This is a genomic window from Sphingomonas sp. BK069 (assembly GCF_014193405.1).
In the GTDB taxonomy this organism is placed as follows: Bacteria; Pseudomonadota; Alphaproteobacteria; order Sphingomonadales; family Sphingomonadaceae; genus Sphingomonas.
In genome coordinates this window covers 214,989-236,211 of the sequence record NZ_JACHZH010000001.1, presented here as the reverse complement: position 1 = coordinate 236,211, position 21,223 = coordinate 214,989, and the positions used below count along the sequence as shown (strand labels likewise).

At 70.2% G+C, this 21,223-nt stretch carries 20 protein-coding genes; 13 read left to right on the top strand and 7 right to left on the bottom strand.

What is annotated here, in order from left to right; all coding sequences use genetic code 11:
• The first annotated feature begins 6 nt into the window (after positions 1 to 6).
• Genes fliN through FHY02_RS01075 form a run of 5 tightly spaced genes read left to right on the top strand, consistent with a single transcriptional unit; the run spans position 7 to position 5,261 of the window.
• Complete coding sequence (gene fliN, locus FHY02_RS01095) at positions 7 to 345, top strand: flagellar motor switch protein FliN (RefSeq protein ID WP_183919688.1); 339 nt, start codon at positions 7 to 9, stop codon at positions 343 to 345.
• A complete protein-coding gene (locus tag FHY02_RS01090) occupies positions 345 to 803 on the top strand; it encodes a helix-turn-helix domain-containing protein (protein WP_183919686.1) in 459 nt (152 codons plus the stop codon). Before fliN ends, FHY02_RS01090 begins: the two co-directional genes overlap by 1 nt.
• Entirely contained in the window at positions 794 to 2,908 is a 2,115-nt protein-coding gene (gene flhA, locus FHY02_RS01085) for a flagellar biosynthesis protein FlhA (RefSeq protein WP_409322124.1), read from the top strand. The genes FHY02_RS01090 and flhA overlap by 10 nt, the downstream gene beginning before the upstream one ends.
• Before the next feature lie 52 nt (positions 2,909 to 2,960).
• Entirely contained in the window at positions 2,961 to 4,487 is a 1,527-nt protein-coding gene (locus FHY02_RS23255; RefSeq protein WP_183919682.1) for a flagellar hook-length control protein FliK, read from the top strand.
• A 12-nt stretch (positions 4,488 to 4,499) separates the two neighbouring features.
• Positions 4,500 to 5,261 carry a flagellar hook assembly protein FlgD gene (locus tag FHY02_RS01075; RefSeq protein WP_183919681.1) on the top strand — a complete coding sequence of 254 codons (762 nt, stop codon included), beginning with the start codon at positions 4,500 to 4,502 and terminating at the stop codon, positions 5,259 to 5,261.
• Positions 5,262 to 5,892: 631 nt separating this feature from the next.
• Here FHY02_RS01075 and FHY02_RS01070 read toward each other — a convergent pair.
• The 4 genes from FHY02_RS01070 to FHY02_RS01055 form a co-directional block, all read right to left on the bottom strand.
• Positions 5,893 to 6,069: a hypothetical protein gene (locus tag FHY02_RS01070; RefSeq protein WP_183919679.1), complete on the bottom strand. Its 177-nt coding sequence runs from the start codon at positions 6,067 to 6,069 to the stop codon at positions 5,893 to 5,895.
• A gap of 240 nt (positions 6,070 to 6,309) precedes the next feature.
• Positions 6,310 to 6,990: a hypothetical protein gene (locus FHY02_RS01065; protein ID WP_183919677.1), complete on the bottom strand. Its 681-nt coding sequence runs from the start codon at positions 6,988 to 6,990 to the stop codon at positions 6,310 to 6,312.
• Positions 6,991 to 6,995: 5 nt separating this feature from the next.
• Positions 6,996 to 8,399: a nitronate monooxygenase gene (locus FHY02_RS01060; protein ID WP_183919675.1), complete on the bottom strand. Its 1,404-nt coding sequence runs from the start codon at positions 8,397 to 8,399 to the stop codon at positions 6,996 to 6,998.
• A 76-nt stretch (positions 8,400 to 8,475) separates the two neighbouring features.
• Entirely contained in the window at positions 8,476 to 9,612 is a 1,137-nt protein-coding gene (locus FHY02_RS01055; RefSeq protein WP_183919673.1) for a glycosyltransferase, read from the bottom strand.
• Between the two features lie 132 nt (positions 9,613 to 9,744).
• On the opposite strand from FHY02_RS01055, the gene FHY02_RS01050 reads away from it, so the two are divergent.
• Positions 9,745 to 9,987, top strand: coding sequence for a hypothetical protein (locus FHY02_RS01050; protein ID WP_183919671.1), 243 nt, complete (start codon positions 9,745 to 9,747; stop codon positions 9,985 to 9,987).
• Positions 9,988 to 10,034: 47 nt separating this feature from the next.
• On the opposite strand, the gene FHY02_RS01045 is transcribed toward FHY02_RS01050, so the two are convergent.
• Genes FHY02_RS01045 through FHY02_RS01035 form a run of 3 tightly spaced genes read right to left on the bottom strand, consistent with a single transcriptional unit; the run spans position 10,035 to position 12,845 of the window.
• Positions 10,035 to 11,168, bottom strand: a complete 1,134-nt coding sequence (locus tag FHY02_RS01045; RefSeq protein ID WP_183919668.1) for a glycosidase — start codon at positions 11,166 to 11,168, stop codon at positions 10,035 to 10,037.
• Positions 11,169 to 11,173: 5 nt separating this feature from the next.
• On the bottom strand, positions 11,174 to 11,929 hold the full coding sequence (locus FHY02_RS01040; protein WP_183919666.1) for an SDR family oxidoreductase: 756 nt from the start codon (positions 11,927 to 11,929) through the stop codon (positions 11,174 to 11,176).
• Positions 11,930 to 11,969: 40 nt separating this feature from the next.
• Positions 11,970 to 12,845: an alpha/beta fold hydrolase gene (locus FHY02_RS01035; protein ID WP_183919664.1), complete on the bottom strand. Its 876-nt coding sequence runs from the start codon at positions 12,843 to 12,845 to the stop codon at positions 11,970 to 11,972.
• Positions 12,846 to 12,882: 37 nt separating this feature from the next.
• Here FHY02_RS01035 and FHY02_RS01030 point away from each other — a divergent pair, with 37 nt between their 5' ends.
• The 7 genes from FHY02_RS01030 (at position 12,883) to FHY02_RS01000 (ending at position 20,980) form a co-directional block, all read left to right on the top strand.
• Positions 12,883 to 14,241, top strand: coding sequence for a protein adenylyltransferase SelO family protein (locus tag FHY02_RS01030; RefSeq protein ID WP_183919662.1), 1,359 nt, complete (start codon positions 12,883 to 12,885; stop codon positions 14,239 to 14,241).
• A 241-nt stretch (positions 14,242 to 14,482) separates the two neighbouring features.
• Positions 14,483 to 15,892 carry a succinylglutamate-semialdehyde dehydrogenase gene (astD, locus tag FHY02_RS01025; RefSeq protein ID WP_183919660.1) on the top strand — a complete coding sequence of 470 codons (1,410 nt, stop codon included), beginning with the start codon at positions 14,483 to 14,485 and terminating at the stop codon, positions 15,890 to 15,892.
• A gap of 67 nt (positions 15,893 to 15,959) precedes the next feature.
• A complete protein-coding gene (locus FHY02_RS01020) occupies positions 15,960 to 16,901 on the top strand; it encodes a DUF808 domain-containing protein (protein WP_183919659.1) in 942 nt (313 codons plus the stop codon).
• 65 nt (positions 16,902 to 16,966) lie between these two features.
• On the top strand, positions 16,967 to 17,455 hold the full coding sequence (locus FHY02_RS01015; RefSeq protein WP_183919657.1) for an RNA pyrophosphohydrolase: 489 nt from the start codon (positions 16,967 to 16,969) through the stop codon (positions 17,453 to 17,455).
• Between the two features lie 44 nt (positions 17,456 to 17,499).
• Positions 17,500 to 18,702 (top strand): hydrolase, encoded by a 1,203-nt coding sequence (locus FHY02_RS01010; RefSeq protein WP_183919655.1) that lies wholly within the window; start codon positions 17,500 to 17,502, stop codon positions 18,700 to 18,702.
• Positions 18,699 to 19,730 carry an arginine N-succinyltransferase gene (locus FHY02_RS01005; protein WP_183919653.1) on the top strand — a complete coding sequence of 344 codons (1,032 nt, stop codon included), beginning with the start codon at positions 18,699 to 18,701 and terminating at the stop codon, positions 19,728 to 19,730. Before FHY02_RS01010 ends, FHY02_RS01005 begins: the two co-directional genes overlap by 4 nt.
• Positions 19,727 to 20,980, top strand: coding sequence for an N-succinylarginine dihydrolase (locus FHY02_RS01000; RefSeq protein WP_183919651.1), 1,254 nt, complete (start codon positions 19,727 to 19,729; stop codon positions 20,978 to 20,980). The genes FHY02_RS01005 and FHY02_RS01000 overlap by 4 nt, the downstream gene beginning before the upstream one ends.
• Positions 20,981 to 21,223 lie beyond the last annotated feature (243 nt).

The following is a 21,223-nucleotide window of genomic DNA, read 5'->3' as shown; positions in this document are numbered from 1 at the left end:
GTGACGATGGACAGTACGATGGAACAGCCAGCCGCCGGCGCCGAGACCAGCGCCGCACCGCTTCCCGCCCCCGCTCATGCCGAGGTCGACACGCCGGTCAACGCGGAGAGCCTGCAGGCCGTAATGAACGTGCCGGTCAAGCTCCGCGCGGTGCTCGGGCGCTCGCGCATGGAGCTGCACCGGTTGCTGCGGCTGCGTCCCGGCGACGTGATCCCCCTCGATCGCCGCGCCGGCGAGCCGGTCGACCTGTTCGTCAACAATCGGCTCGTCGCGCGCGGCGAGGTGGTTCTGGTGGACAACGCGCTGGGCGTGACGCTGACCGAGATCGTCCGACAGGACAGCTGATGGACGTGGGGCGAGACAATGGCGACGAGCTGTTCCTGCTCGGCGGGCGGCGAGCGGTGCTGCGGCTGGCGCGCTCGCTGACGCGCACGCAGCGTGCCCATTACTCGCTGCGGCGGGTCGACGGCGCGCTGCTCGCGCAGATCGCGCACCATTCTCCGATGCTGATCGCGCTCCGTCCGACCGCCGACGCCGAGGCCGCCAACACCATCGATGGTGCCGACGCGTCCAGTGCGGCTGCGGCGGGCGAGATCCTGCCGCTGGTCGGGCGTCGTCTCGCCGAGGTGGAGCGTGAGCTGCTGCTCGGCACGCTCGGCTTTTGTCGAGGCAATCGCACCTATGCCGCACAGATGCTCGGCATCTCCGTGCGCACCATGCGCAACAAATTACGCGCGCTGATCGACGAGGGTGTTGCCGTGACTCCTCCTGCCCCGGCTCCCGCGCAGCGGGCGTGCCTGTGAACCGGCTGCGTCAGCTGCTCGGCGGCATCGCCGAGACCCGCGACCTGGGCCTCGCGCTCGGCGTCGCCGCGATCATCGCGATGCTGGTGCTGCCGATGCCGGCGTGGCTGCTCGATTTCGGGCTCGCCACCTCGATCACGGTCTCGGTGCTGATCCTGATGACGGCGCTGTTCATCGACAACCCGCTCCAGCTGTCGAGTTTCCCGACGATCCTCTTGATCGTGACGATGCTGCGGCTCGGCCTCAATCTCGCCTCGACGCGCCTGATCCTGGGCCACGGTCACGAGGGGCATCGTGCCGCGGGCGGCGTGATCGGCGCCTTCGGCGAGTTCCTGATGGGCGGCGAGACGATCATCGGCCTCACCATCTTCCTCATCCTCATCGTCATCAACTTCGTCGTCATCACCAAGGGCGCGGGTCGCATCGCCGAGGTCGGCGCACGCTTCAGCCTGGACGCGATGCCCGGCAAGCAGATGGCGATCGACGCCGATCTGTCCGCCGGCATGATCACCGAGGATCAGGCGCGCGCCAAACGTGCCGAGCTCGAGGCCGAGAGCGGCTTCTACGGTGCGATGGACGGCGCCTCCAAGTTCGTGAAGGGCGACGCGATCGCAAGCGTCGTGATCACCGGGATCAACATCCTGGTCGGGCTGACGATCGGCGTGGTGCTGCACGGGCTACCCTTCGGCGAGGCGTTCCGCACCTATACCATCCTCACCGCGGGCGAGGGTCTGGTCAGCCAGATCCCCGCTTTGATCGTCTCCACCGCGGCGGGTCTGCTCGTCTCCAAGGGCGGCGCGCGCGGCAAGACCGGGATGGCGCTGAGCGAGCAGCTCGGGCGCTATCCCCAGGCCTTCGCGATCGTCGGCGCGCTGCTCGCCGCGCTCGCGCTCGCGCCGGGCCTGCCGTTCCTGCCGTTCGCGCTGCTAGCGGCGGGCTGCGGATGGCTCAGCTGGTCGCTCGGCCAGACCGCCGCCCGTCGACGCGCCGACGAACTCGCGGTCTCGATCATCGAGGCGGAGAAGAGCGCGGCCGAGGCCGCCGAGCCGATCGCCGAGACGCTCGCGATCGACGCGGTGCGAATCGAGCTCGGCTATGCGCTGCTGCCGCTGATCAATGATTCTAATAGCGAGCCGCGGCTGGATGATCAGGTCCGCGCGCTGCGCCGCCAGCTCGCCGCGGATTACGGCTTCGTGCTGCCCGCGGTTCGCATCCTCGACAATATGACGCTGCCGCCGCACCAGTATCTCGTCTTCGTGCGCGGCACCGAGGCGGCGCGTGGCGAGATCCGCATCGACAAGCTGCTGGTGATCAACCCGGGCGGTGCACCGCTGGGTCTCGCGGGCGAGACGGCGCGCGAGCCGGTGTTCGGGCTGCCCGCGCTGTGGATCGATCGCAGCCTGCGCGACGAGGCGGCGCTGCGCGGCCTCACCACGGTGACCTGCGGCACGGTGGTGACGACCCATCTCACCGAGGTGGTCAAGGCCAACCTGCCCGACCTGCTCACCTATACCGAGACGCAGAAGCTGCTCACCGAGGTACACCGCGACGTCGAGAAGCTGGTGGCGGAGATCATCCCGTCCAAGATCACAGTGTCGGCGGTGCAGCGCGTGCTGCAGACGCTGCTGGCAGAGGAGATCTCGATCCGCGACATACCGACGATCCTCGAGGGGATCGCGGAGGCGGTGAGCTTCACCCAGTCGATCCGCTTCATCGCCGAGCACGTGCGCGCGCGCCTGGCTCGCCAGATTTCGGCTCAGCACACGCGCGACGGCGTGATCCCCGTCCTGCTGCTCGGAGCGCGCTGGGACGAGGCCTTCTCCGAAGCGATCGTCGGCCAAGGCGACGAGCGGCAGCTCGCGATGGCGCCCGACCTGGTACAGCGCTTCATCGACACCGTCGCGCGCACGCTCGATCGCTGGGCCGAGCGCGGCGAGATACCCTGCCTGCTCACCAACCCGGCGCTGCGCCCCTTCGTTCGCTCGGTCATCGAGCGCGCGCGTCCTGCCACGGTGGTGCTGTCGCAGAGCGAGATTCACCCGCGCGTGCGGGTGCGCGCCCTGGGCACGCTCGACGATGATTCCGCGACGGCCGCCGCTGCCTGAGCGAGCGGCATCCTATGAAGATACGACGTGAACCTTGGATAGTGGAGCGAGCGTGCCGGTGATCGACGTCCATTCCGCCGCGACCAGCGGCCAGCGCGCGCCTTCCTTCAAGGCATCCAGGGAGGATGACGGCTCGACCACGAGTTGCTTCGATCATCTGCTAGCGAGTGAGATCTCCGGCGAGGGCGAAGCACCGGCTGCCCGCGACAAGGCGACCGCGGAGATGGCGTCCGCCCGTGCCCAGGCCACCCCGGGCGCGAGCGGTGTTCAGTCCGGCAGCGACGCTCCCCGGCTCGGTTCACCCTTCGCAACGCTTCTTGTCACCGAGCGAGCGGTGGCGACCGTTCCAGCGACCGTGAGTGCGGCCGATGACGCGATTGCTACGCTCAGCGCGAACGGTGACACGGCCGTCGCGACCTCTACCGAGCATGCGCAGCCGGCTGCCGTCCACGCCACCGCCTCGAACACGACGATATCTCCGCACACGACGACCTCGGCTGCCACGATCAGCCTCGGCGGCGGTCCGGTCCTCGGCGCGCCGGTAACCGACGGGCTGACGCTTGTCGCCGACGAGGACGCGCCTGCACCAGCGAGCGGCGGCGGCACGAGTGTGTCCAGACGCAACTTAGCGGCTGAGGGTGAGGACACGGTTGCCGCCGATCTCGACGGGTCGATCGCAGACGAAGCGGGCGTCGTGGATCCGGCTGGAACCGCAACAGCAGCGCTGGTCTCCGCGACACATGCGGGCAAGGTGGTCGGCTCGATGCAGCCGGAGACGAGCGTCACGGCCGGCAAGCTGGTCTCCGCATCGCCGGTGGCAAGCGCGCCCGCCCGAGCCTGCGATCTGATCGAAGCGGCAGATGCGCTCCACGAGGAAGCAGGACAAGCGAGAGGCGAACTGGGTAACAGGACGCCATCGTTCGACGTATCGGCCACCATGCCGGCGAGTGTGGGCGCGCACCGCTCCGCTTCTTCGTTTCCCTTCGACGCTCCTCCACCTGACATCACCCCAGCAGCGGTCGGCGCCACGCCTCTGTCCGCCGCCGTCGCCCGATCCGGCGTGGCGGCGGAGACGGATGCCGCCGCTCTACGCCACGTCGAGCGGCTGTACGCACCGCATGACGGCCGGTCACCGAGCGGAAGCGCCGCTGCGTTCGCTCGCCTCGGCACGATCGGGCAGGACACCGGCGTGGCGCTCGCGCGCGGAGTCGCGGACGGGCGTGACCATGTCGCGATCCGCCTAGACCCGCCCGACCTCGGCCGGATCGACGTGCAGTTGAGCTTCGGCCAGGACGGCGGGCTTCGCGCCGTCGTCGCGAGCGACAATCGCGCCGCTCTCGACCTGCTGCGTGGTGACCTCGACCAATTGCAGCGCGCGCTCGCCGACGCGGGCGTGCGCGCCGACGCGCAGTCGTTCCATTTTTCCGAGCGGCAATCGGGGGGCAGTCAGCGGTGGGACGCGCCGGTCGCGCGCGACCAACGTTATGCCGCGCTCACCGATACCGCCGCCGAGCGACCCAGCACCGCTCCCCCCCCTCGCCGGCTGCGTTCGAGCGGCCTGATCGACGTCTTCGCCTGAGGAGTTGCCACCATGACCGCCCCGATCAGCACGTCCGACGCGAGCAGCGTCGCCGAGAAAGTCGCCGCTCAGAAAGCCGCCGCACAGAAGGCAGCGGCCGACCGCGCCGCGCTCGACAAGAACGACGACGCGACGGCCGCACCTGAGAGCAAGCCGGTGATCAGCGCCGACTTCAACATGTTTCTGAAGCTGCTGACGTCACAGATCCAGAACCAGAATCCGCTCAGCCCGATGGACACGGCGCAATTCACCAACCAGCTGGTTCAGTTCGCGCAGACCGAGCAGTCGATCCAGCAGAACAGCACGCTGAAGACGATCCTCGCCAAGCTGACCTCGCAGGAGCTGGCGCAGGCGTCTTCCTACATCGGGCGCGAGGCGCGGTTCGACACGCAGGTCGCGGGACTGACAGCGGACAAGCCGGCGAACTGGTCGTACCAATATAGCCAGATGCCGGCGACGCTGCTGGCGGAGATCAAGGACAGCAAAGGCTCGGTCATGAAGACGATCGCGCTGAGCCCCGCCACCAAGGGCAAGATCGTATGGGACGGCACGAGCGCGCTCGGCGGCAAGGCGCCCGAGGGCAATTACACGCTCTCGCTCGTCGCCAAGGACGTCAACGGCGCGACGATCAACGGCGCGGTCACCGCGGCCGGTACGATCACGTCGGCGATGATGCTCGACGGCCGGGCCATCGTCACGGTCAACGGCGCCAATTACCCGCTCGATGCGCTGCTCTCGATCGACACTGCCGGCGCCGCCACCATCACTGCATGAAGAGGATTTTTCGGCGAGACTTTCTCGTCATCCCGGACCGTTCGATACGCTCAGGAGAGCGATGTCAGCGGTCTACTGTGCCGCCGCACCTTCAAGGCGTAGGTTTCGCGGAAAGGTGTGTCCGGACCCAAAAGGCGGCTTGCACCTCCGGCCGTCTGATCTCCCGCCGCTTTTCACGGGTGATACGATGCGATAAGGGAGATTGCTTCTCGTCCCTCGCCGTCATCCCGGCCCCGGCGGCGTCGCTCGGGACAGGCTTGAGCCGAGATCCATCCCGTCGCGACAGCAAGGCCGGGGGTTCTCGGGGCACCATGGATCCGGGGTCGAGCCCGGGCTGACCGAGGTAGGCCGCTCCCGCGACGATGAGCATCTTGAGCGCGGACTCGTGGATCGCGGAATAGATCCAGGATGGCGAAAGGTGGGAAATGTTCCGTGGGTGTCGCGGGAAGGTCCTGAACGACGAGCACCGTCTCGTTCACGGACGATCGACCATGGTCCGTACACGATCGTGTATCTGCGCCGCGCGCTTGAGAACGGCACAGCCCGGTTCGGCAGCGTAGCGTCCTGCCGCGCCGCCGATCTGGATGGGTCAGCCTCGCTCGCTTACGTCCGCCCGCAGGACTCAATGCGCTCATCCGCGACCGCGACCCGCGTTGCCGAGCACGAGGGCGGCAAGCAGCCGGCCGGTATAGCGCAGGCACAATTCCTGGTGGATCGCCGCGGCGGCGTCGCTGCTGGCGACGATGGCGCGAACCGCTTCAGCGCGGGCGCGCGCGGCGTGATAATCGGCGTCGTGGTCATGGTACATGCGCGATCTCCTCGCGCTCTCCTTGGCCCCCCCGCCTCTCGCCGGCATGTCGACGATGTTGCGCCGGCGTCATCATTGTCGCGCGGCTGAGCATTTGTCGCGGCACGCGCGTGACGAAAGGTTGCGCGACGGAACCCATCGCCTCGCGCGTCATTGGAGCGGGCATCCCACAGCACAGGAAGTTGATCCATGCGTAAGATCCTCCTCTCCACCCTGCTCGTCGCCGGCGCGGTGAGCATGTCAGCCTGTTCGACGCTGCGCGGCGCGGCGATCGGCGGCGCGGGCGGCGCCGGTGTCGCGGCGGCGACGGGCAAGAGCGTCGAGAAGGGCGCGGCGGTTGGTGGCGTCGGCGGCGCGGTCGTCGGCACCGTGGTCGACTGAGACCGATCCATACGGTGAGAACGGGGAGATGTCAGCCGCGGGCATCGTGTTGATGTTCGAGCTGAACGTCTCCCCATCTCGCGATGATGAGGCGGACGATCGCGCGGCCAGGTCGCGAAGCAGGTCGGCCCGAACACGATCCTTCGGTCGACCGAACAGGTCGAACATCGCTTCCAACTCCGATAGCTGGGGCACGTGAACGCTGCCGACCGACTGCCGCGTGACCGGTCGCACGGCTATCCATTCCCCCGCCGAGCAGACGCGGAGCCCCGCCTTCAGCTCGATCGGCAGCGTGGCACCTTCCAGTCGAGCGAACGGGCACGAGCGGAAGCGTTCGCCGGGCGCACCGATCACCACGTTACCGCGCCACGCCGCGATCACGTCATGTGCGTCCCGCGGGCTGAGCAGCACGTCGATGTCGGCCACCGACGTCGCGGCCCTGTGCAACCATGCCGCCGCGCTGCCGATCACCCACCAGGGATCGCGCGCGCCGCGTAGCGTCGTCGCCACCTCGTCCAGCGCGGCGGCGAGCGGCGACATGCGCCTCAGTCGCCGGTCAAGATGCGATCGACCAGCTGCTGCACCGTCGGCACGAAGCCGTTCGAGTAGAAGGGATCACGCTTGAAATTATAAGCGGCGTGGCCGGCGAACATCAGGTTCTGGTCAGTGTCGCCGCCATGCGCGATGTCCTGCAGCGTCTTCTGGATGCAGAAGCTGCGCGGGTCGGCGAGGCGGCCGGTCGAGTTGGTCTCGGTGTCGGCCCAGCTCGAGAACAGGCACTGGCTGAGACAGCCCATGCAATCGGCCTGATCCTTGCGGATATCGGCCTTCTCCCCGGGCGAGACGAAGACGAGCGTGTTATCGGGGGTCTTGAGCGCGTCGGTGTAGCCTTCGCCGAACCACTGCCGCGCACGCAGCAGATCGTTCCGCGTCACCCAGAAGTTCTTGCCCTTCACGCCGACGTCGAGCTGGAAGACGTGGTCGCCCGCCTCCTGCGTCGAGAAGGCGATCTGGCGCTCCGACCGCGCCTCGAGCGAGCGCAGGAAGGGGTTGCGTACGGCCGACGAGTAGAAGCCGGTCGGTGAGAAGCGGTGTAGCAGCACCTCGCCCTCCTCGATCTCCAGCAGCTTGGCCTTCCAAGCCTCGGGGATCGGGCTCTCGCGCGTCAGCAGCGGGCGCGTGCCGTATTGAAAAGCGATCGCGCCGAGCTCGGGATTGTCGATCCAGTCGTTCCAGTCGCGCAGGTACCAGACGCCACCCGCCATGACGATCGGCGTGCTGTCGGGGATGCCGCCCTCGCGCATCGTCTCACGCAACGCCTTCACGCGCGGATACGGATCTTCCGGCTTGAGCGGGTCCTCGGCGTTGGACAGGCCATTGTGGCCACCGGCGAGCCAGGGATCCTCGTAGACCACCGCGGCGAGCCACTCGCTGGCCTTGGAATAGGCGCGCTTCCACAAAGCGCGGAAGGCACGGCCCGAGCTGACGATCGGCAGGTAGCTGACGTTGTAGGACGCGGCGATCTCGCTGAGCTTGTACGGCATGCCCGCGCCGCAGGTGACGCCGGCGACCAGCCCGCGGGTGCGCTCCAGCACCCCGTGGAGCACGCGCGGCGCGCCGCCCATCTCCCACAGCACGTTGATGTTGATCGCGCCCTTACCGCCCGCGATCTCCCAGGCGCGCTGCACCTGCTGCACCGCGCCCTCGATCGCATAGGCGATCAGTTCCTCGTGGCGTTCGCGCCGGGTGAGTGCGCGATAGACCTGCGGGATGATCTTGCCGTCCGGATCGTAGCTGTCAGCGTTGACCGCGGAGACGGTACCGATCCCGCCCGCCGCGGCCCAAGCCCCGGCCGAGGCGTGGTTGGTCGCGGCGACGCCCTTGCCACCTTCCACCAGCGGCCACACCTCGCGGCCTCCATAGACGATCGGCTTCAGCCCCTTGAACACGCTCTTCCCACTTCCATCACTGACGTAGCGCGCGTCCGTATAAAGCAATCGGGCGGGAGCGCGACAAAATTGCGACTCAACCGAGACAAGTGGGTCGCCCCGCGACCTCGGCGTAGAGCGCGGCGTAGCGGGCGATCATGTCGATTTCGTCGAACTCGGCGCGAGCCTTGGCACGGTTCGCGGCGCCGATGCGCTCGCGCAGCGCGGGATCGCCGGCGAGCGTCTGGATCGCGTCGCGCAGGCGCACCTCGCCGGGGTGCTCGGTGACGAAGGGCAGGTTCTCGGGCGCGACCATCTCGGCGACGTCGCCGACTGGCGGGCTCACCACCGGCAGCCCCGCCGCCATCGCCTCGACCACGCTGGTCGGCGACTGCTCGCTCGTCGACGACAAGGCGAGCAGGTCGAACAGCCCCATGTACCGGTACGGTCGCTCGACCGCGCCGGTGAGCACGACCCGATCGTCGATGCCCATCGCCAGCGCCGCGCGCTCGACCGCGGCGCGTTCGGGCCCGTCGCCGACGATGACGAGGCGAAAGCGGGCCGACAGACCGCCCACCGCGCGCACCAGCGCGGGCAGGTCCTTGTGCGGCAGCAGCGCGCCGACCGCGCCGATCGCGAGCTCGCGCTCGTGGCGGACGAAGCCGGGAAGCGCGCGCGGGTCGGGTCGCTCGGCATAGAGCGCGGTGGCGACGCCGTTGCCGATGCGATGGATCCGCGCGCGCGGCTGCTTCCACGTCTCGAGCGCGATGCGCTCCAGCGCGCGGCTCGGCACCACCAGCGCGTGCGCGGCGGACAGCGCGAGGCGGCGGTAGATCGTGCGGTCGCGGCGCAGCCCGCCGGCCTCGGCGCCGACGAAGCCGTCCTCATGGTGGATCACCGGCGGAAGCCCGCGCGCGAACACCCGCCGCGCCATCACCGCGTCGATCGCGGTCCAGTCGTAGGTGAGAACGAGATCGTGGCCGCGCATCAGCTTCGCCAGCGCCTCGTAGCGCCCGAGCGAGGGTTTGCCGGCGAGCGGCAGCACCTCCTGCGCTATCTCGTATCGAACACCTTTGCCGATACGATGCCGCGCCGTCAGCCGCGTGGCGTCAGCGACCATCAGTCGATGCCGCGCTCGATCGCCGAACGCGGTCATCAACCGCGCCACGCGCGCACCACGTGCGTCGAGATCGAAGCTCGGCAGGACATGCAGAAACGAGAGCGGCTGTGGCATGGTGGCCACATAGCGGCGCGAAAGCACGCGCGCATCATCTTGGCGGCGATTTTCACGCGATTCTCGTGCTTAAGGTAAATGGCGAGAGACCTGGCCCGTGCCGTCGCTCGCGGAACCAAGGGAGTTCTTTCTATGCTGAAGTCGATCATCGCCGCCGGCAGCGCGCTCGCGCTCACCGCGACCCCGGCGCTCGCCGCCGCCAACCCCGCCGCCTCGCTGTCGGTCGCCAAGTCGGCCCGCGCGTCGTCCGCTGGCAAGGGCAAGAGCGAGCTCGCCGGCCCCGGTGCGATCGTCGGCCTGGTGCTGGCCGCCGCGGTCGTGGTCGCCGGCGTGATCATCGCGGTCGATGACGGCGACGATTCGGACAGCAACTGAGCCGTCTGCCGGCACCGCCCCGCGCGGTGCCGGCCACGTCGGCGCGGTCAGCCGATCGCCCGCTTCGGCACGTGCGTGATCCGGCACGCCAGGTCCGCTTCCCCGCTCGCCACCACCCAGTGATCGCCGCCGTCGGCGATGCCCGTGGTGAAGACGACATTGTCCAGGTACATCTGCTCTTTCAGTGGCTCGGTCAGCGCCGGCGCCGGCTCCAGCAGCGCGTCATCGCTGGTGGCGAGCGTGCGCGACGGGTCGTCGCGATCCAGCAGCGTCCAATAGGTGCGGTAGATACCGACGACGCCCGAGGGCTCGACGCCGTGCCACAAGGTCAGCCAGCCCTCCTGACCGTTGACCGTCGTCAGCACCGGCGGCGCCCCTCCCCCCATGCGCGCGGTCGCCATCGTCTTGGCGTGCGGCCGGATACCGGGAGCGTCGAGCGGCTTCCAGTGGAGCGCGTCGGGCGACGTGGCGAGGTTGATCGACGGCCCCGCGCGCCACTCGCTGTCGGGCGGATAAGCGAAGTACAAATCGCCGAGTGGCCGCGTCTGCGCCCAAAACGCACCGCGCACCTTTCCCTCGAAGATCAGCATGTCCTTGTTCTGATGGTCGAGCACGATGCCCTCGAGCTTCCAGTCGAGCGCGTCGTCGCTGGTGTAGAGCGTGGTGCAGTGGCGCTCCGGACTGACCGAGCAGCTCGTCATGTAATAGCGCCCGTCGATGCGGCTGATCCGCGCGTCCTCGACGCCGTAGCATTGGTAGGCGGCGCGCGGCGCGATCGCCCGGTCGTAGTGGACCGTCTGCACGCGCGTGCCGTTCGCGTCGAGCTCGACCGGCAGCAGCCAGGAGAGCGAGGTCAGCGCCATCACCTTCCAGCCGCCGCCGCGCATCATGAACTTGCGCGGGTCGGAGGTGTCGACCAGCGACAGCGGCCAGGCGTCGAGCACGTAGCGGTCGCCGTCCCAGCGGATGGCGTGGATCTGCTGGTCGCGCACGGGATGACGCAGCGCCTCGGCGACTCGCACCATCAGCAGCAGATTGCCGTTGGCCAGCCGCGTCATGCCGGGGTTGAAGGCGCCGAGCACATAGGTCTCGGCGTCGAGATGCCCGGCCAGCGGGGAACGCGACAGGTCAACGTCGCCGGGGCCGAACACCAGGGAGTCGTGAGAGAAGTCGGTGGCCATGGCGGTCAGTCTCCATCCTGCACGCGCGGGCTGATCGTCAGCCGCTGGACCACCGCGCGGCGCGGCTGAGTGAGCAGGTAGTGCACGCCCACCGCGATGTCCTCGGCGCGCAGCATCTTCTCCTCGCCGATCATCTCCCGCTGCTTCTCAGGCGGGATGTCGGGCAGCTGCATGTCCGAGCCGGTGAGGCCCGGCTCGACCAGCGCGACGCGCACGCCCCTGGGTCCGAGCTCGCGCCGCAGCGCGATCGAGAAGCCTTGCAGCCCGCTCTTGATCCCGGCGTAAACGGTGGAGTGCGGCCCGAGCACATAGGCGCTGGTCGAGCCGATCATCACCACGTCGCCCTCCGTCATGTCGCGCGCGGCGCGCTGGGTCAGCAGCAGATAGTGCGTGAAGTTGAGCGCGATCGCGTGTTGCAGCGCGGCCTCGTCCATCTCGGTCACGCCGCTCGCGGCCTCGGCGGCGTTGGCCACGACCAGGTCATAGCCGCCGAGCGCCAGACTCGCGGCGTCCACGGCGCCGCCGACCTGGTCGGGACGACTGAGATCGAACAGGCCGCCGTCGCCCGCGCCGACCTCGCGCACGCGCGCCAGCGCGTCGTCGAGGTGCGCCTGATCGGTGCCGACGAGGTAAACGTGCGCGCCCTCCGCGGCGAGCAGCACGGCAATCGCTCGGCCGATCCCGGTGGTGCCGCCGGTGACGATCGCACGCCGCCCCTTGAGCGTCGTCTGCGCGCAATGCGCGTCACTGATCCCGGTCATGCTGGTCCTCTCGCTCACCCCGACCGAGCGAGACGAACCGCTAGCGCGCGGGTTCCGCGGTCGCGGCGAGCAGTCGATCGATCGCGGGCATGAGCCCCGGCTCGTCGAGCAGCGGGGCGTGTCCCACGCCCGGCACCGTCACCAGCTCGGCGCGCGGCAGCGCCGAGACCATGCGGCGCGCGGTGGCGTCGCTCAGGATGTCGCTGCGCTCCCCGCGCGCGACCACCACGGGTACGTCGCCCAGCGTCGCCCAGGCGCGCCACAGGTCGGGCCCAGCCTCGCCGCCGGGCAGCCGGAACGGCTCGGCGATCTTGAGGTCATAGTCGAGCACGATCCGCCCCGCGCTGTTGAGCCGATAGAGCCGCTTGGCCATTGCCAGCCACTGGTCGATGCGCCAGCCGGGATAGACATCGGCGTTCGCCTCCTGCAGCCCGCGCGCGGCGTGGAGCCAGGTGGGATAAACGCTGGGCCTGCCGACATAGCCGCGGATGCGCGCCAGCCCGCCGGGCTCGATCGCCGGCCCGATGTCGTTGAGCAGCGCGCCGGCGATGCGCCCCGGCAGCATGCCCGCGAGCAGCGTCGTCACGATGCCACCGAGCGACGTTCCCACGGCGACGACGCGCTCCAGCTGCTGGTCGGCGAGCAGCGCCACCACGTCCTGCGCGTAGGTCAGGGGCACATAGGTCATCGGGTCCTTGGCGTAGCCGCTCTCGCCGCGGCCGCGGAACTCGACCGCGAGCACGCGCCGCCGCCCGCCCAGCGCGGCGACCAGCGGCTCGAAGTCGCGGACGTTGCGGGTCAGGCCCGGCAGGCACAGCAGCGGCGGGGCGGCGTCGAACGCCGGGCCGGGATAGTCGCGCGCGTGCAGCCGCAGTCCGTCAGCGGACCACCAGTAGACGTCGCGAAATCCTACCATGCTTGCTTCCCCGCTTCCGCGCCCCCCATATCCACGCATGCCCTTCGACCCGCAAGCATATCGCCCCGAGCGCCGGATCCTGTCGCTCGGCGAGCCCTTCTACGATCCCGTCCGAGCCGCGAATTTCCCGGAGACTCGGCTGCGCTTCCGCAACGATCGCGCCGCGGCCGAAGTCGGGCTAGACGGCCTCGACGACGATGAGTGGATCGCGCATCTCGGCCGCTTCGCGCCGCTGCCGGACAACCTGGAGCAGCCGCTGGCGCTACGCTACCACGGGCACCAGTTCCGCGCGTACAACCCCGATCTCGGCGACGGTCGCGGCTTCACCTTCGCCCAGCTGCGCGACCGCGACGGGCGGCTGCTCGATCTCGGCACCAAGGGATCGGGGCAGACGCCGTGGAGCCGTTTCGGCGACGGCCGGCTGACGCTCAAGGGCGGGGTGCGCGAGGTGCTCGCGAGCGAGATGCTCGAGGCGCTCGGCGTGCCGACGTCGCGCAGCTTCTCGCTGATCGAGACGGGCGAGGCGCTGGAGCGCAACGACGAACCTTCGCCGACGCGCGCGGCGGTGCTGGTGCGGTTGAGCCATGGACATATCCGCATCGGTACCTTCCAGCGGCTCGCCTACCACCACGAGGAGGACGCCATGCGGCGGCTCGTGCGGTACGTGCTGACCGAGCTGTACGATGAATCCGGCGATGACCCTGTGCGGCTGCTCGAACTGGTGGTGGCACGCACCGCGGTGCTGGCGGCGCGCTACATGGCGGCGGGGTTCGTCCACGGCGTGCTCAATTCGGACAACATCAACGTCACCGGCGAGAGCTTCGATTATGGCCCGTGGCGCTTCGCGCCGACGTGGGACCCGGGCTTCACCGCGGCCTATTTCGACCATGGCGGTCTATACGCCTTCGGTCGTCAGCCCGAGGCGATCCTGTGGGACGTGATGCAGCTTGCCTCCTCACTGCGGCTGATCGCGGAGAGCGATCCGCTGGTGGCGGCGCTCGACCTGTTCGCGGAGGCGTATCAGCCCGCGGTGGCGGAGGCGCTGCTGTGGCGGATGGGGCGCGCGCCGCTCGGTCCGGCGAGCGACCGCGCGCTGGTGCAGGCGGTCGAGCGCGCGCTGCGCGCGAGCGGCGTCGGGCTCGACCGCTTCTTCTTCGACGTGTTCGCGCAGGAGCTGCCGGAAAGCTACGGCGCCGAGTGGGACGCGGTGCGCGCGGCGCTGGCGGACCACGCGCCACGCACGTCGCGCGACCATGCGTACTGGCGTGGGGAGCAGTGCGCGGTGCTGATCGACGAGGTCGAGGCGATCTGGGCACCGATCGCCGAGCGCGACGACTGGGGCGCGTTCGCGGCCAAGCTGGCGGCGATACGGCAGATGGCCGAGGCGCTGGGGTGAGACTAGGCGTGGGCGTCGCTTAGTGCTCCCGCATGCGCAGAAACATCGGCCGTACAAGCCCGCCCCGTCCTCGAGCGTCGTCCTGAACTCGTCTCGGAATCCACCAAGCCGCGAACACCGCGTCGTCCGTCCCGGCCGCTCGTGGATTCGGAGACGAGCTCGGGATGACGGCGGCAGAGCAGGGCGTGCGCCTTCCCCGCACCCGATTGGCAAGATACGCAAAGTGCGCGAAGAGAGCGGCATGGCAGAACTGATCTCGTACGAGCCCGCCACCGGCGCCGAGCTCTGGCGCGGCCCGACGAGCGACGTCGATCAGGAGGTCGCCGCGGCGCGCGACGGCTTCGTGCCCTGGGCGGCGCGCTCGCTCTCCTTCCGCATCGAGACGCTCCGCCGCTTCGCCAACGTGGTGCGCCAGCGCGCCGACACCTTCACCGAGGTGATCGCGCGCGAGACCGGCAAGCCTTTGTGGGAGGCGCGTACCGAGGTCGACAGCGTCGTCGCCAAGGTCGACATCTCGGTCACCGCCTACGCCGAGCGCACCGCGCAGCGCCGCATGGACGCGCCGATGAACAGCCGCATGGCGCTGCGCCACAAGCCGCTCGGCGTGCTCGCGGTGCTGGGCCCGTACAATTTCCCGGCGCACCTGCCGAACGGCCACATCGTCCCGGCACTGATCGCGGGCAATGCGGTCGTTTTCAAACCGTCCGAGAAGACCCCGGCGACGGGCCTGTTCCTGATCGAGTGCCTGCACGCCGCGGGCGTGCCGACGGAGACGATGCGCCTGGTGATCGGCGGGCCGGCCGAGGGGCGCGCACTCGCGGCGCATCCCGACATCGACGGGCTGCTGTTCACCGGCTCGGCGCGCACCGGCATCGCGCTTAACCGCGCCTTCGCCGAGAAGCCCGAGAAGATCCTCGCGCTCGAGATGGGCGGCAACAACCCGATCTTGGTGTGGGACACCCCCGACCTGCACACCGCCGCGGTGTTGGTCGCGCAGTCGGCCTTCACCACCGCGGGACAGCGCTGTACCGCGGCACGGCGGCTGATCGTGCAGGACACTCTGTACGACGGCCTGCTCGCGGAGCTGACCAAACTGACCAACCGACTGATCGTCGGCGCGCCGCACGACGAGCCGCAGCCCTTCATGGGCCCCGTGATCGACAATGACACCGCCGATGGGCTGAGCGAGAGTTTCCTCGCGCTGATGATGAAGGGCGGTCGCCCGGTCCGCCATATGGCACGCCCCGATCCCGAGCGACCGTTCCTCACCCCCGGCATCATCGACGTCACCGACGTGGCCGAGCGGCCCGACATGGAGCTGTTCGGCCCGCTGCTCCAGGTCGTCCGCGTCGACGATTTTGACGCCGCGATCGCCGAGGCCAATGCCACGCGTTACGGCCTGTCCGCCTCGCTGATCAGCCAGACGCCTGCACTGTTCGACCGCTTCTGGGCCGGCGCGCGCGCCGGCATCGTCAACTGGAACAAGCCCACCAACGGCGCCTCCTCCTCGGCGCCGTTCGGCGGCATCGGCTGGTCGGGCAACCATCGACCGAGCGCCTATTACGCAGCGGATTACTGCGCCTATCCGGTGGTCTCGAACGAGGCCGAGGCGGCGCGCGCCTCGATCGGCATCGGCCTCGCCGACGGCTGAGCACCCGCCGGCCCTCGACAGTCCCGGGCGCGCCGGGCATCAGCGCGCGCGAACAGGGAGATAGATGATGCCCAGCGGATTGGTCGCGTTGCTCGACGACGTGGCGGGCCTGACCCGGCTCGCCGCCGCCTCGCTCGATGACGTCGGCGCCGCCGCCGCCAAGGCCGGCACCAAGGCGGCGGGCGTGGTCGTCGACGATACCGCGGTGACGCCGCGTTACGTCACCGGCCTGTCCCCGCAGCGCGAGCTGCCGATCATCGGCAAGATCGCGCTGGGGTCCTTGCGCAACAAGATCGTCTTCCTGCTGCCGATCGCGATCGGGCTGAGCGCCTGGGCGCCCTGGGCAATCACGCCGCTGCTGATGCTGGGCGGCGGCTACCTGTGCTTCGAGGGCGCCGAGAAAGTCATCGAGGCGCTCTCGGGCCAGCACCATGACGACACCGCCGACGCCGCGACGGACCCGGCGGAACTCGAGCGTCAGAAGGTCTCGGGCGCGATCCGCACCGACTTCATCCTCTCCGCCGAGATCATGGCGATCGCACTCGGCGAAGTCTCCGACACGCCCCTGCTGACGCAGGCGATCACGCTGGCGGTGGTGGCGGTGGCAATCACCGCCGGCGTCTACGGCGTGGTGGCGCTGATCGTGAAGGCGGACGACGTAGGATTGCACCTCGCTAAGAGCGCGTCCTCGCCGCTGCGCGCGATCGGGCGCGGGCTGGTCAAGGGCGTGCCGGTGCTGATGCGCTGGCTCGCGGTGATCGGCACCGCGGCGATGTTGTGGGTCGGCGGCGGCATCCTGCTCCATGGCGCGGAGACGCTCGGGTGGCGCGCGCCGCAGCACCTCGTCCACCTTCTCGCCGAGCGGGTCGAGCACGGCGCGCCGGCGCTGGGGGCGGTGCTCGGCTGGCTGCTCACCGCGACGCTGTCGGGCGTGGTCGGGCTCGCGGTCGGCGGCGCGATCGCGGGACTGCTCCATCTCTTCCATCGCGGCGACCCGGCGGCGCACTGAGCCGCGCGCGCCGACGCCGACGCCGGCGCTTCACCGTTTCGCCCGGTCGCGCTAAGGCGACCGGCATGACCGACCCCAGCACCCTCCCCTATCGGCCCTGCGCGGGCGTGATGCTGCTTAACCGCGACGGCAACGTGTTCGTCGGGCAGCGGCTCGATAACGTGCTGGAGGCCTGGCAGATGCCGCAAGGCGGGATCGATCCGGGCGAGGACGCGCAGGCCGCGGCGACGCGCGAACTGTGGGAGGAGACCGGCGTCACCGCGGACAAGGTGACGCTGATCGCCGAGGCGCCGCAGGAATTCTATTACGACCTGCCGCCGGAGATGATCGGGAAGGTGTGGAAGGGAAAGTATCGCGGCCAGCGCCAGCGCTGGTTCCTGTTCCGCTTCGACGGCACCGACTCCGACATCCGCATCGACACGCCGCATCCCGAGTTCCGCGCCTGGCGCTGGGCCGAGCCGGCGGACCTGCCGTCGCTCATCGTGCCGTTCAAGCAGCAGCTGTACCGCGACGTGCTGCACGCCTTCGCGGCCCACCTCAATCTGCCGGGCTGACGCCCGGCTGGCCTCGCGCCGCCGACCCCGCTAGGCTGCCCGCCATGGGGGAACTCACGAGAGGGGAGAGCGGCGCGGTCGAGCGGCTCGACGCGGCGCGGATGCTGGCACGGGTCGAGCGCTGGTGCGCGATCAACAGCGGCACGCGCAACCTGGCGGGGTGCTCCGCGATGGCCGAGGCGCTCGCCGACGCCTTCGCCGCGCTGCCGGGCGAGGTGACGCTGGTCGAGCCCGGCGCGGCGGAGAGCGTCGGCGCCGACGGCAGCGTCGCTGCGCTGGCGCACGGCCACCACCTGCGCGCGACGGTGCGACCCGAGGCACCGGTGCGGCTGCTCCTCACTGGCCATCTCGACACCGTCTATCCGGTGGATCATCCGTTTCAGACACTGACCTGGCGCGAGCCGGGCGTGCTCAACGGCCCCGGCGTGGCCGACATGAAGGGCGGCCTCGCGCTGATGCTCGAGGCGCTGCTCGCGGTGGAGGCGGAAGGAGCGCGCTTCGGCTATGACGTGGTGATCAACTCTGACGAGGAGACCGGCTCCTTCTCCTCGGCGGCGCTGCTCGCCGAGGCGGCGCGCGGCAAGGTCGCCGCGCTCACCTACGAGCCGGCGCTGCCCGACGGCACGCTGGCGGGCGCGCGCGGCGGCACCGGCAATTTCTCGATCGTGGTGCGCGGTCGCGCGGCGCACGCCGGACGCAACCCGGCCGACGGGCGCAACGCCGTGGTGGCGGCGAGTGCGCTGGCGCTGCGGCTCCATGCCGAGCGCTCGCCGCGGCTGGCGGTCAACCCGGCGCGGATCGACGGCGGTGGGCCGAACAACGTCGTGCCCGATCTCGCCGTACTGCGCGTCAACTTCCGCCCCGCCGACGCGGGCGAGATCGCGCGCGCGCAGGCGCTGGTCGAGCGGGCCGCGGCGGAGGTGGCGGCGGTGCACGAGGTGTCGGTGGAGGTGCACGGCGGCTTCAACCGTCCGCCCAAGCCGATCGACGCGGGTGCGGCCCGGCTGTTCGAGCTGGTGCGCGCGAGCGGCGCCGACCTCGGCCAGGCGATCGCCTGGCGCGATACCGGCGGCGTGTGCGACGGCAACAACATCGCCGCCTGCGGCGTCCCCGTGGTCGACACGATGGGCGCGCGCGGCGGCGCGATCCACTCGGCGGAGGAATATCTGATCGTCGACAGCCTGAGCGAGCGCGCCGCGCTGTCCGCGGTGACGATGCTGCGGATCGCCGAGGGAGCGCTGGCATGACCTTCGTGATCCGCGCCGCGCAGCCGGGCGACCTACCCCACCTGTACGAGATGGCGAAGCTGACCGGCGGCGGCTTCACCAACCTGCCCCCCGACCGCACCGCGCTGGGCGCCAAGCTGACGCGCTGCGCCGAGGCGTTCGGGCGCGACGATGCGACGCTGCGCGACGAACTGTTCGTCCTGATGCTGGAGAACACCGCCACCGGCGACGTGCGCGGGACGTGCCAGCTGATCACGCACGTCGGGCAGAAGCATCCCTTCTACAGCTATCGCATCGGCACGCTGACGCAGCACAGCCGCGAGCTGGAGCGTACCTTCCGCGCCGAGATGCTGACGCTCACCACCGACCTGGAGGGGGCGAGCGAAGTCGGCGGCCTGTTCCTCCATCCCGGCGAGCGCGCCGGCGGGCTCGGGCTGCTGCTCGCGCGCAGCCGCTACCTCTTCATTCGCGCGCACCGGCAGCGCTTCGCCGAGCGGACGTTGGCCGAGCTGCGCGGCGTGATCGACGAGGCGGGCGGATCGCCGTTCTGGGACGGGCTGGCCGGGCGCTTCTTCGGCATGAGCTTCCAGCAGGCCGACGAGTTCAACGCGATCAACGGCCACCAGTTCATCGCCGACCTGATGCCCAAGCACCCGATCTACACCGCGATGCTGACCGACGGCGCGCGTGCCGCCATCGGCCTGCCCCACCCGTCCGGTCGCGCCGCGATGCGGATGCTCGAGCACGAGGGGTTCGCCTTCGAGAATTACGTCGACATCTTCGACGGCGGGCCGACCATGACGGCGCGTACCGACCAGATCCGCACCGTCCGTGATGCGCGCGACGCCGAACTGGTGACGATCGACGGAGCTGGCGACTCGGCCGCGAGCGGGACGGAGGCGCTGGTCGCGACCGGGCGGCTCGGAGCGTTCCGCTGCGCCTACGGCGCGGTCCGGGAGGTCGAGGGCGGGGTCGCGCTCGATCGCGCATGTGCCGCCGCGCTGGCGATCGAGCCGGGCGCGACGGTGAGCTGGATCGGACGGATATGACGGTGCTGCGCGAGATCAACTTCGACGGCATCGTCGGGCCGAGCCACAATTACGCCGGGCTCAGCCCCGGCAACCTCGCCGCCACCGCCAATGCGGGCGCGGTGGCGCACCCGCGCGCCGCGGCGCTGCAGGGCGTGGCGAAGATGCGCGCCAATCTCGCGCTCGGGCTCATACAGGGCGTGCTGCTGCCGCACCCCCGCCCCGATCACGACTGGCTCGCCGCGCTCCACACCGATTACGCCGCGGCGGCGCCGTTCCTGCGCGCGCGCGCGCTGTCCGCCTCGGCGATGTGGGCCGCCAATGCCGCGACCGTCTCGCCGGCGGCCGACACCGGCGACGGTCGCTGCCATCTCACCGTCGCCAACCTGGTGACGATGCCGCATCGCAGCCACGAGTGGCCCGCGACGCTGGCACAGCTGCGGCTCGCCTTCGCGCACCCGGCCTTCGCGGTGCACGCGCCGATCCCGGCGCCCTTCGGGGACGAGGGCGCCGCCAATCACATGCGGCTGTGCGCCCACCATGGGGCGCCCGGCGTCGAGCTGTTCGTCTACGGCGCCACGGGCGGCCCCTTCCCCGCGCGCCAACACCTGGAGGCGAGCCGCGCGGTGGCGCGCGCGCACCGGCTCGACCCCGCGCGCACCCTGTTCGTCGAGCAGGCCGAGGCGGCGATCGCGGCCGGCGCCTTCCACAACGACGTCGTCGCGGTGGCGAACGAGCGCGTGCTACTGGCGCACGAGCAGGCCTTCGCCGATCGCGCCGGTGTGCAGCGGGCGCTCACCGCGCTGCTGCCCGAGGCGGAGATCGTCGAAGTGCCCGCCGCCGAGGTGACGCTGGAGGACGCGATCGGCTCCTACCTGTTCAACGCGCAGCTGGTGACGCCTCCCGACGGCGCGACGACGCTGGTCGTGCCCGAGGAAGCGCGCGCCAACCCGCGCGTCTGGGGCTGGGTGCAGCGCCATCTCGCCGGCAATGGCGCGATCCGCCGCGTCGAGGTGGTCGACGTCCGCGAGTCGATGGCGAACGGCGGCGGGCCGGCGTGCCTGCGGCTGCGCGTCGCGTGCGATCCAGCGACGGTCGACCCGCGCTTCCTCGTCGACTCGGACCGGCTCGACACGGTCGCGGCGGTGATCGAGCGTTGCTGGCCCGAGTCGATCGCGCCCGACTCGATCGGGGACCCGCGGCTGATCGCGCAGGTCGAGACGGCGCGGCGCGCGTTGCTGGAGGTGCTGGGGCTGGAGGAGCTGGAGTGAGGTGGCCGCCACTCGGCATGCTGCTTGCGCCGTGCCCGGCGACGGCCGGGGCCGAGTCGGGTGGCACCCGTGAGCTTCACCGCCGCCTTGCTAGCTGGGCCCCGACCTTCGCCGGCGCACGATCAGCATATAGGCTATGCACCTTGTCGCCTCATCTTTGCGCTTGATTGACCTTCGACCTTTATGAGCCACGCGTGACCCGCCGCACACCGCCACGATCCCGAAGCGCACCCGCCCGCCCCT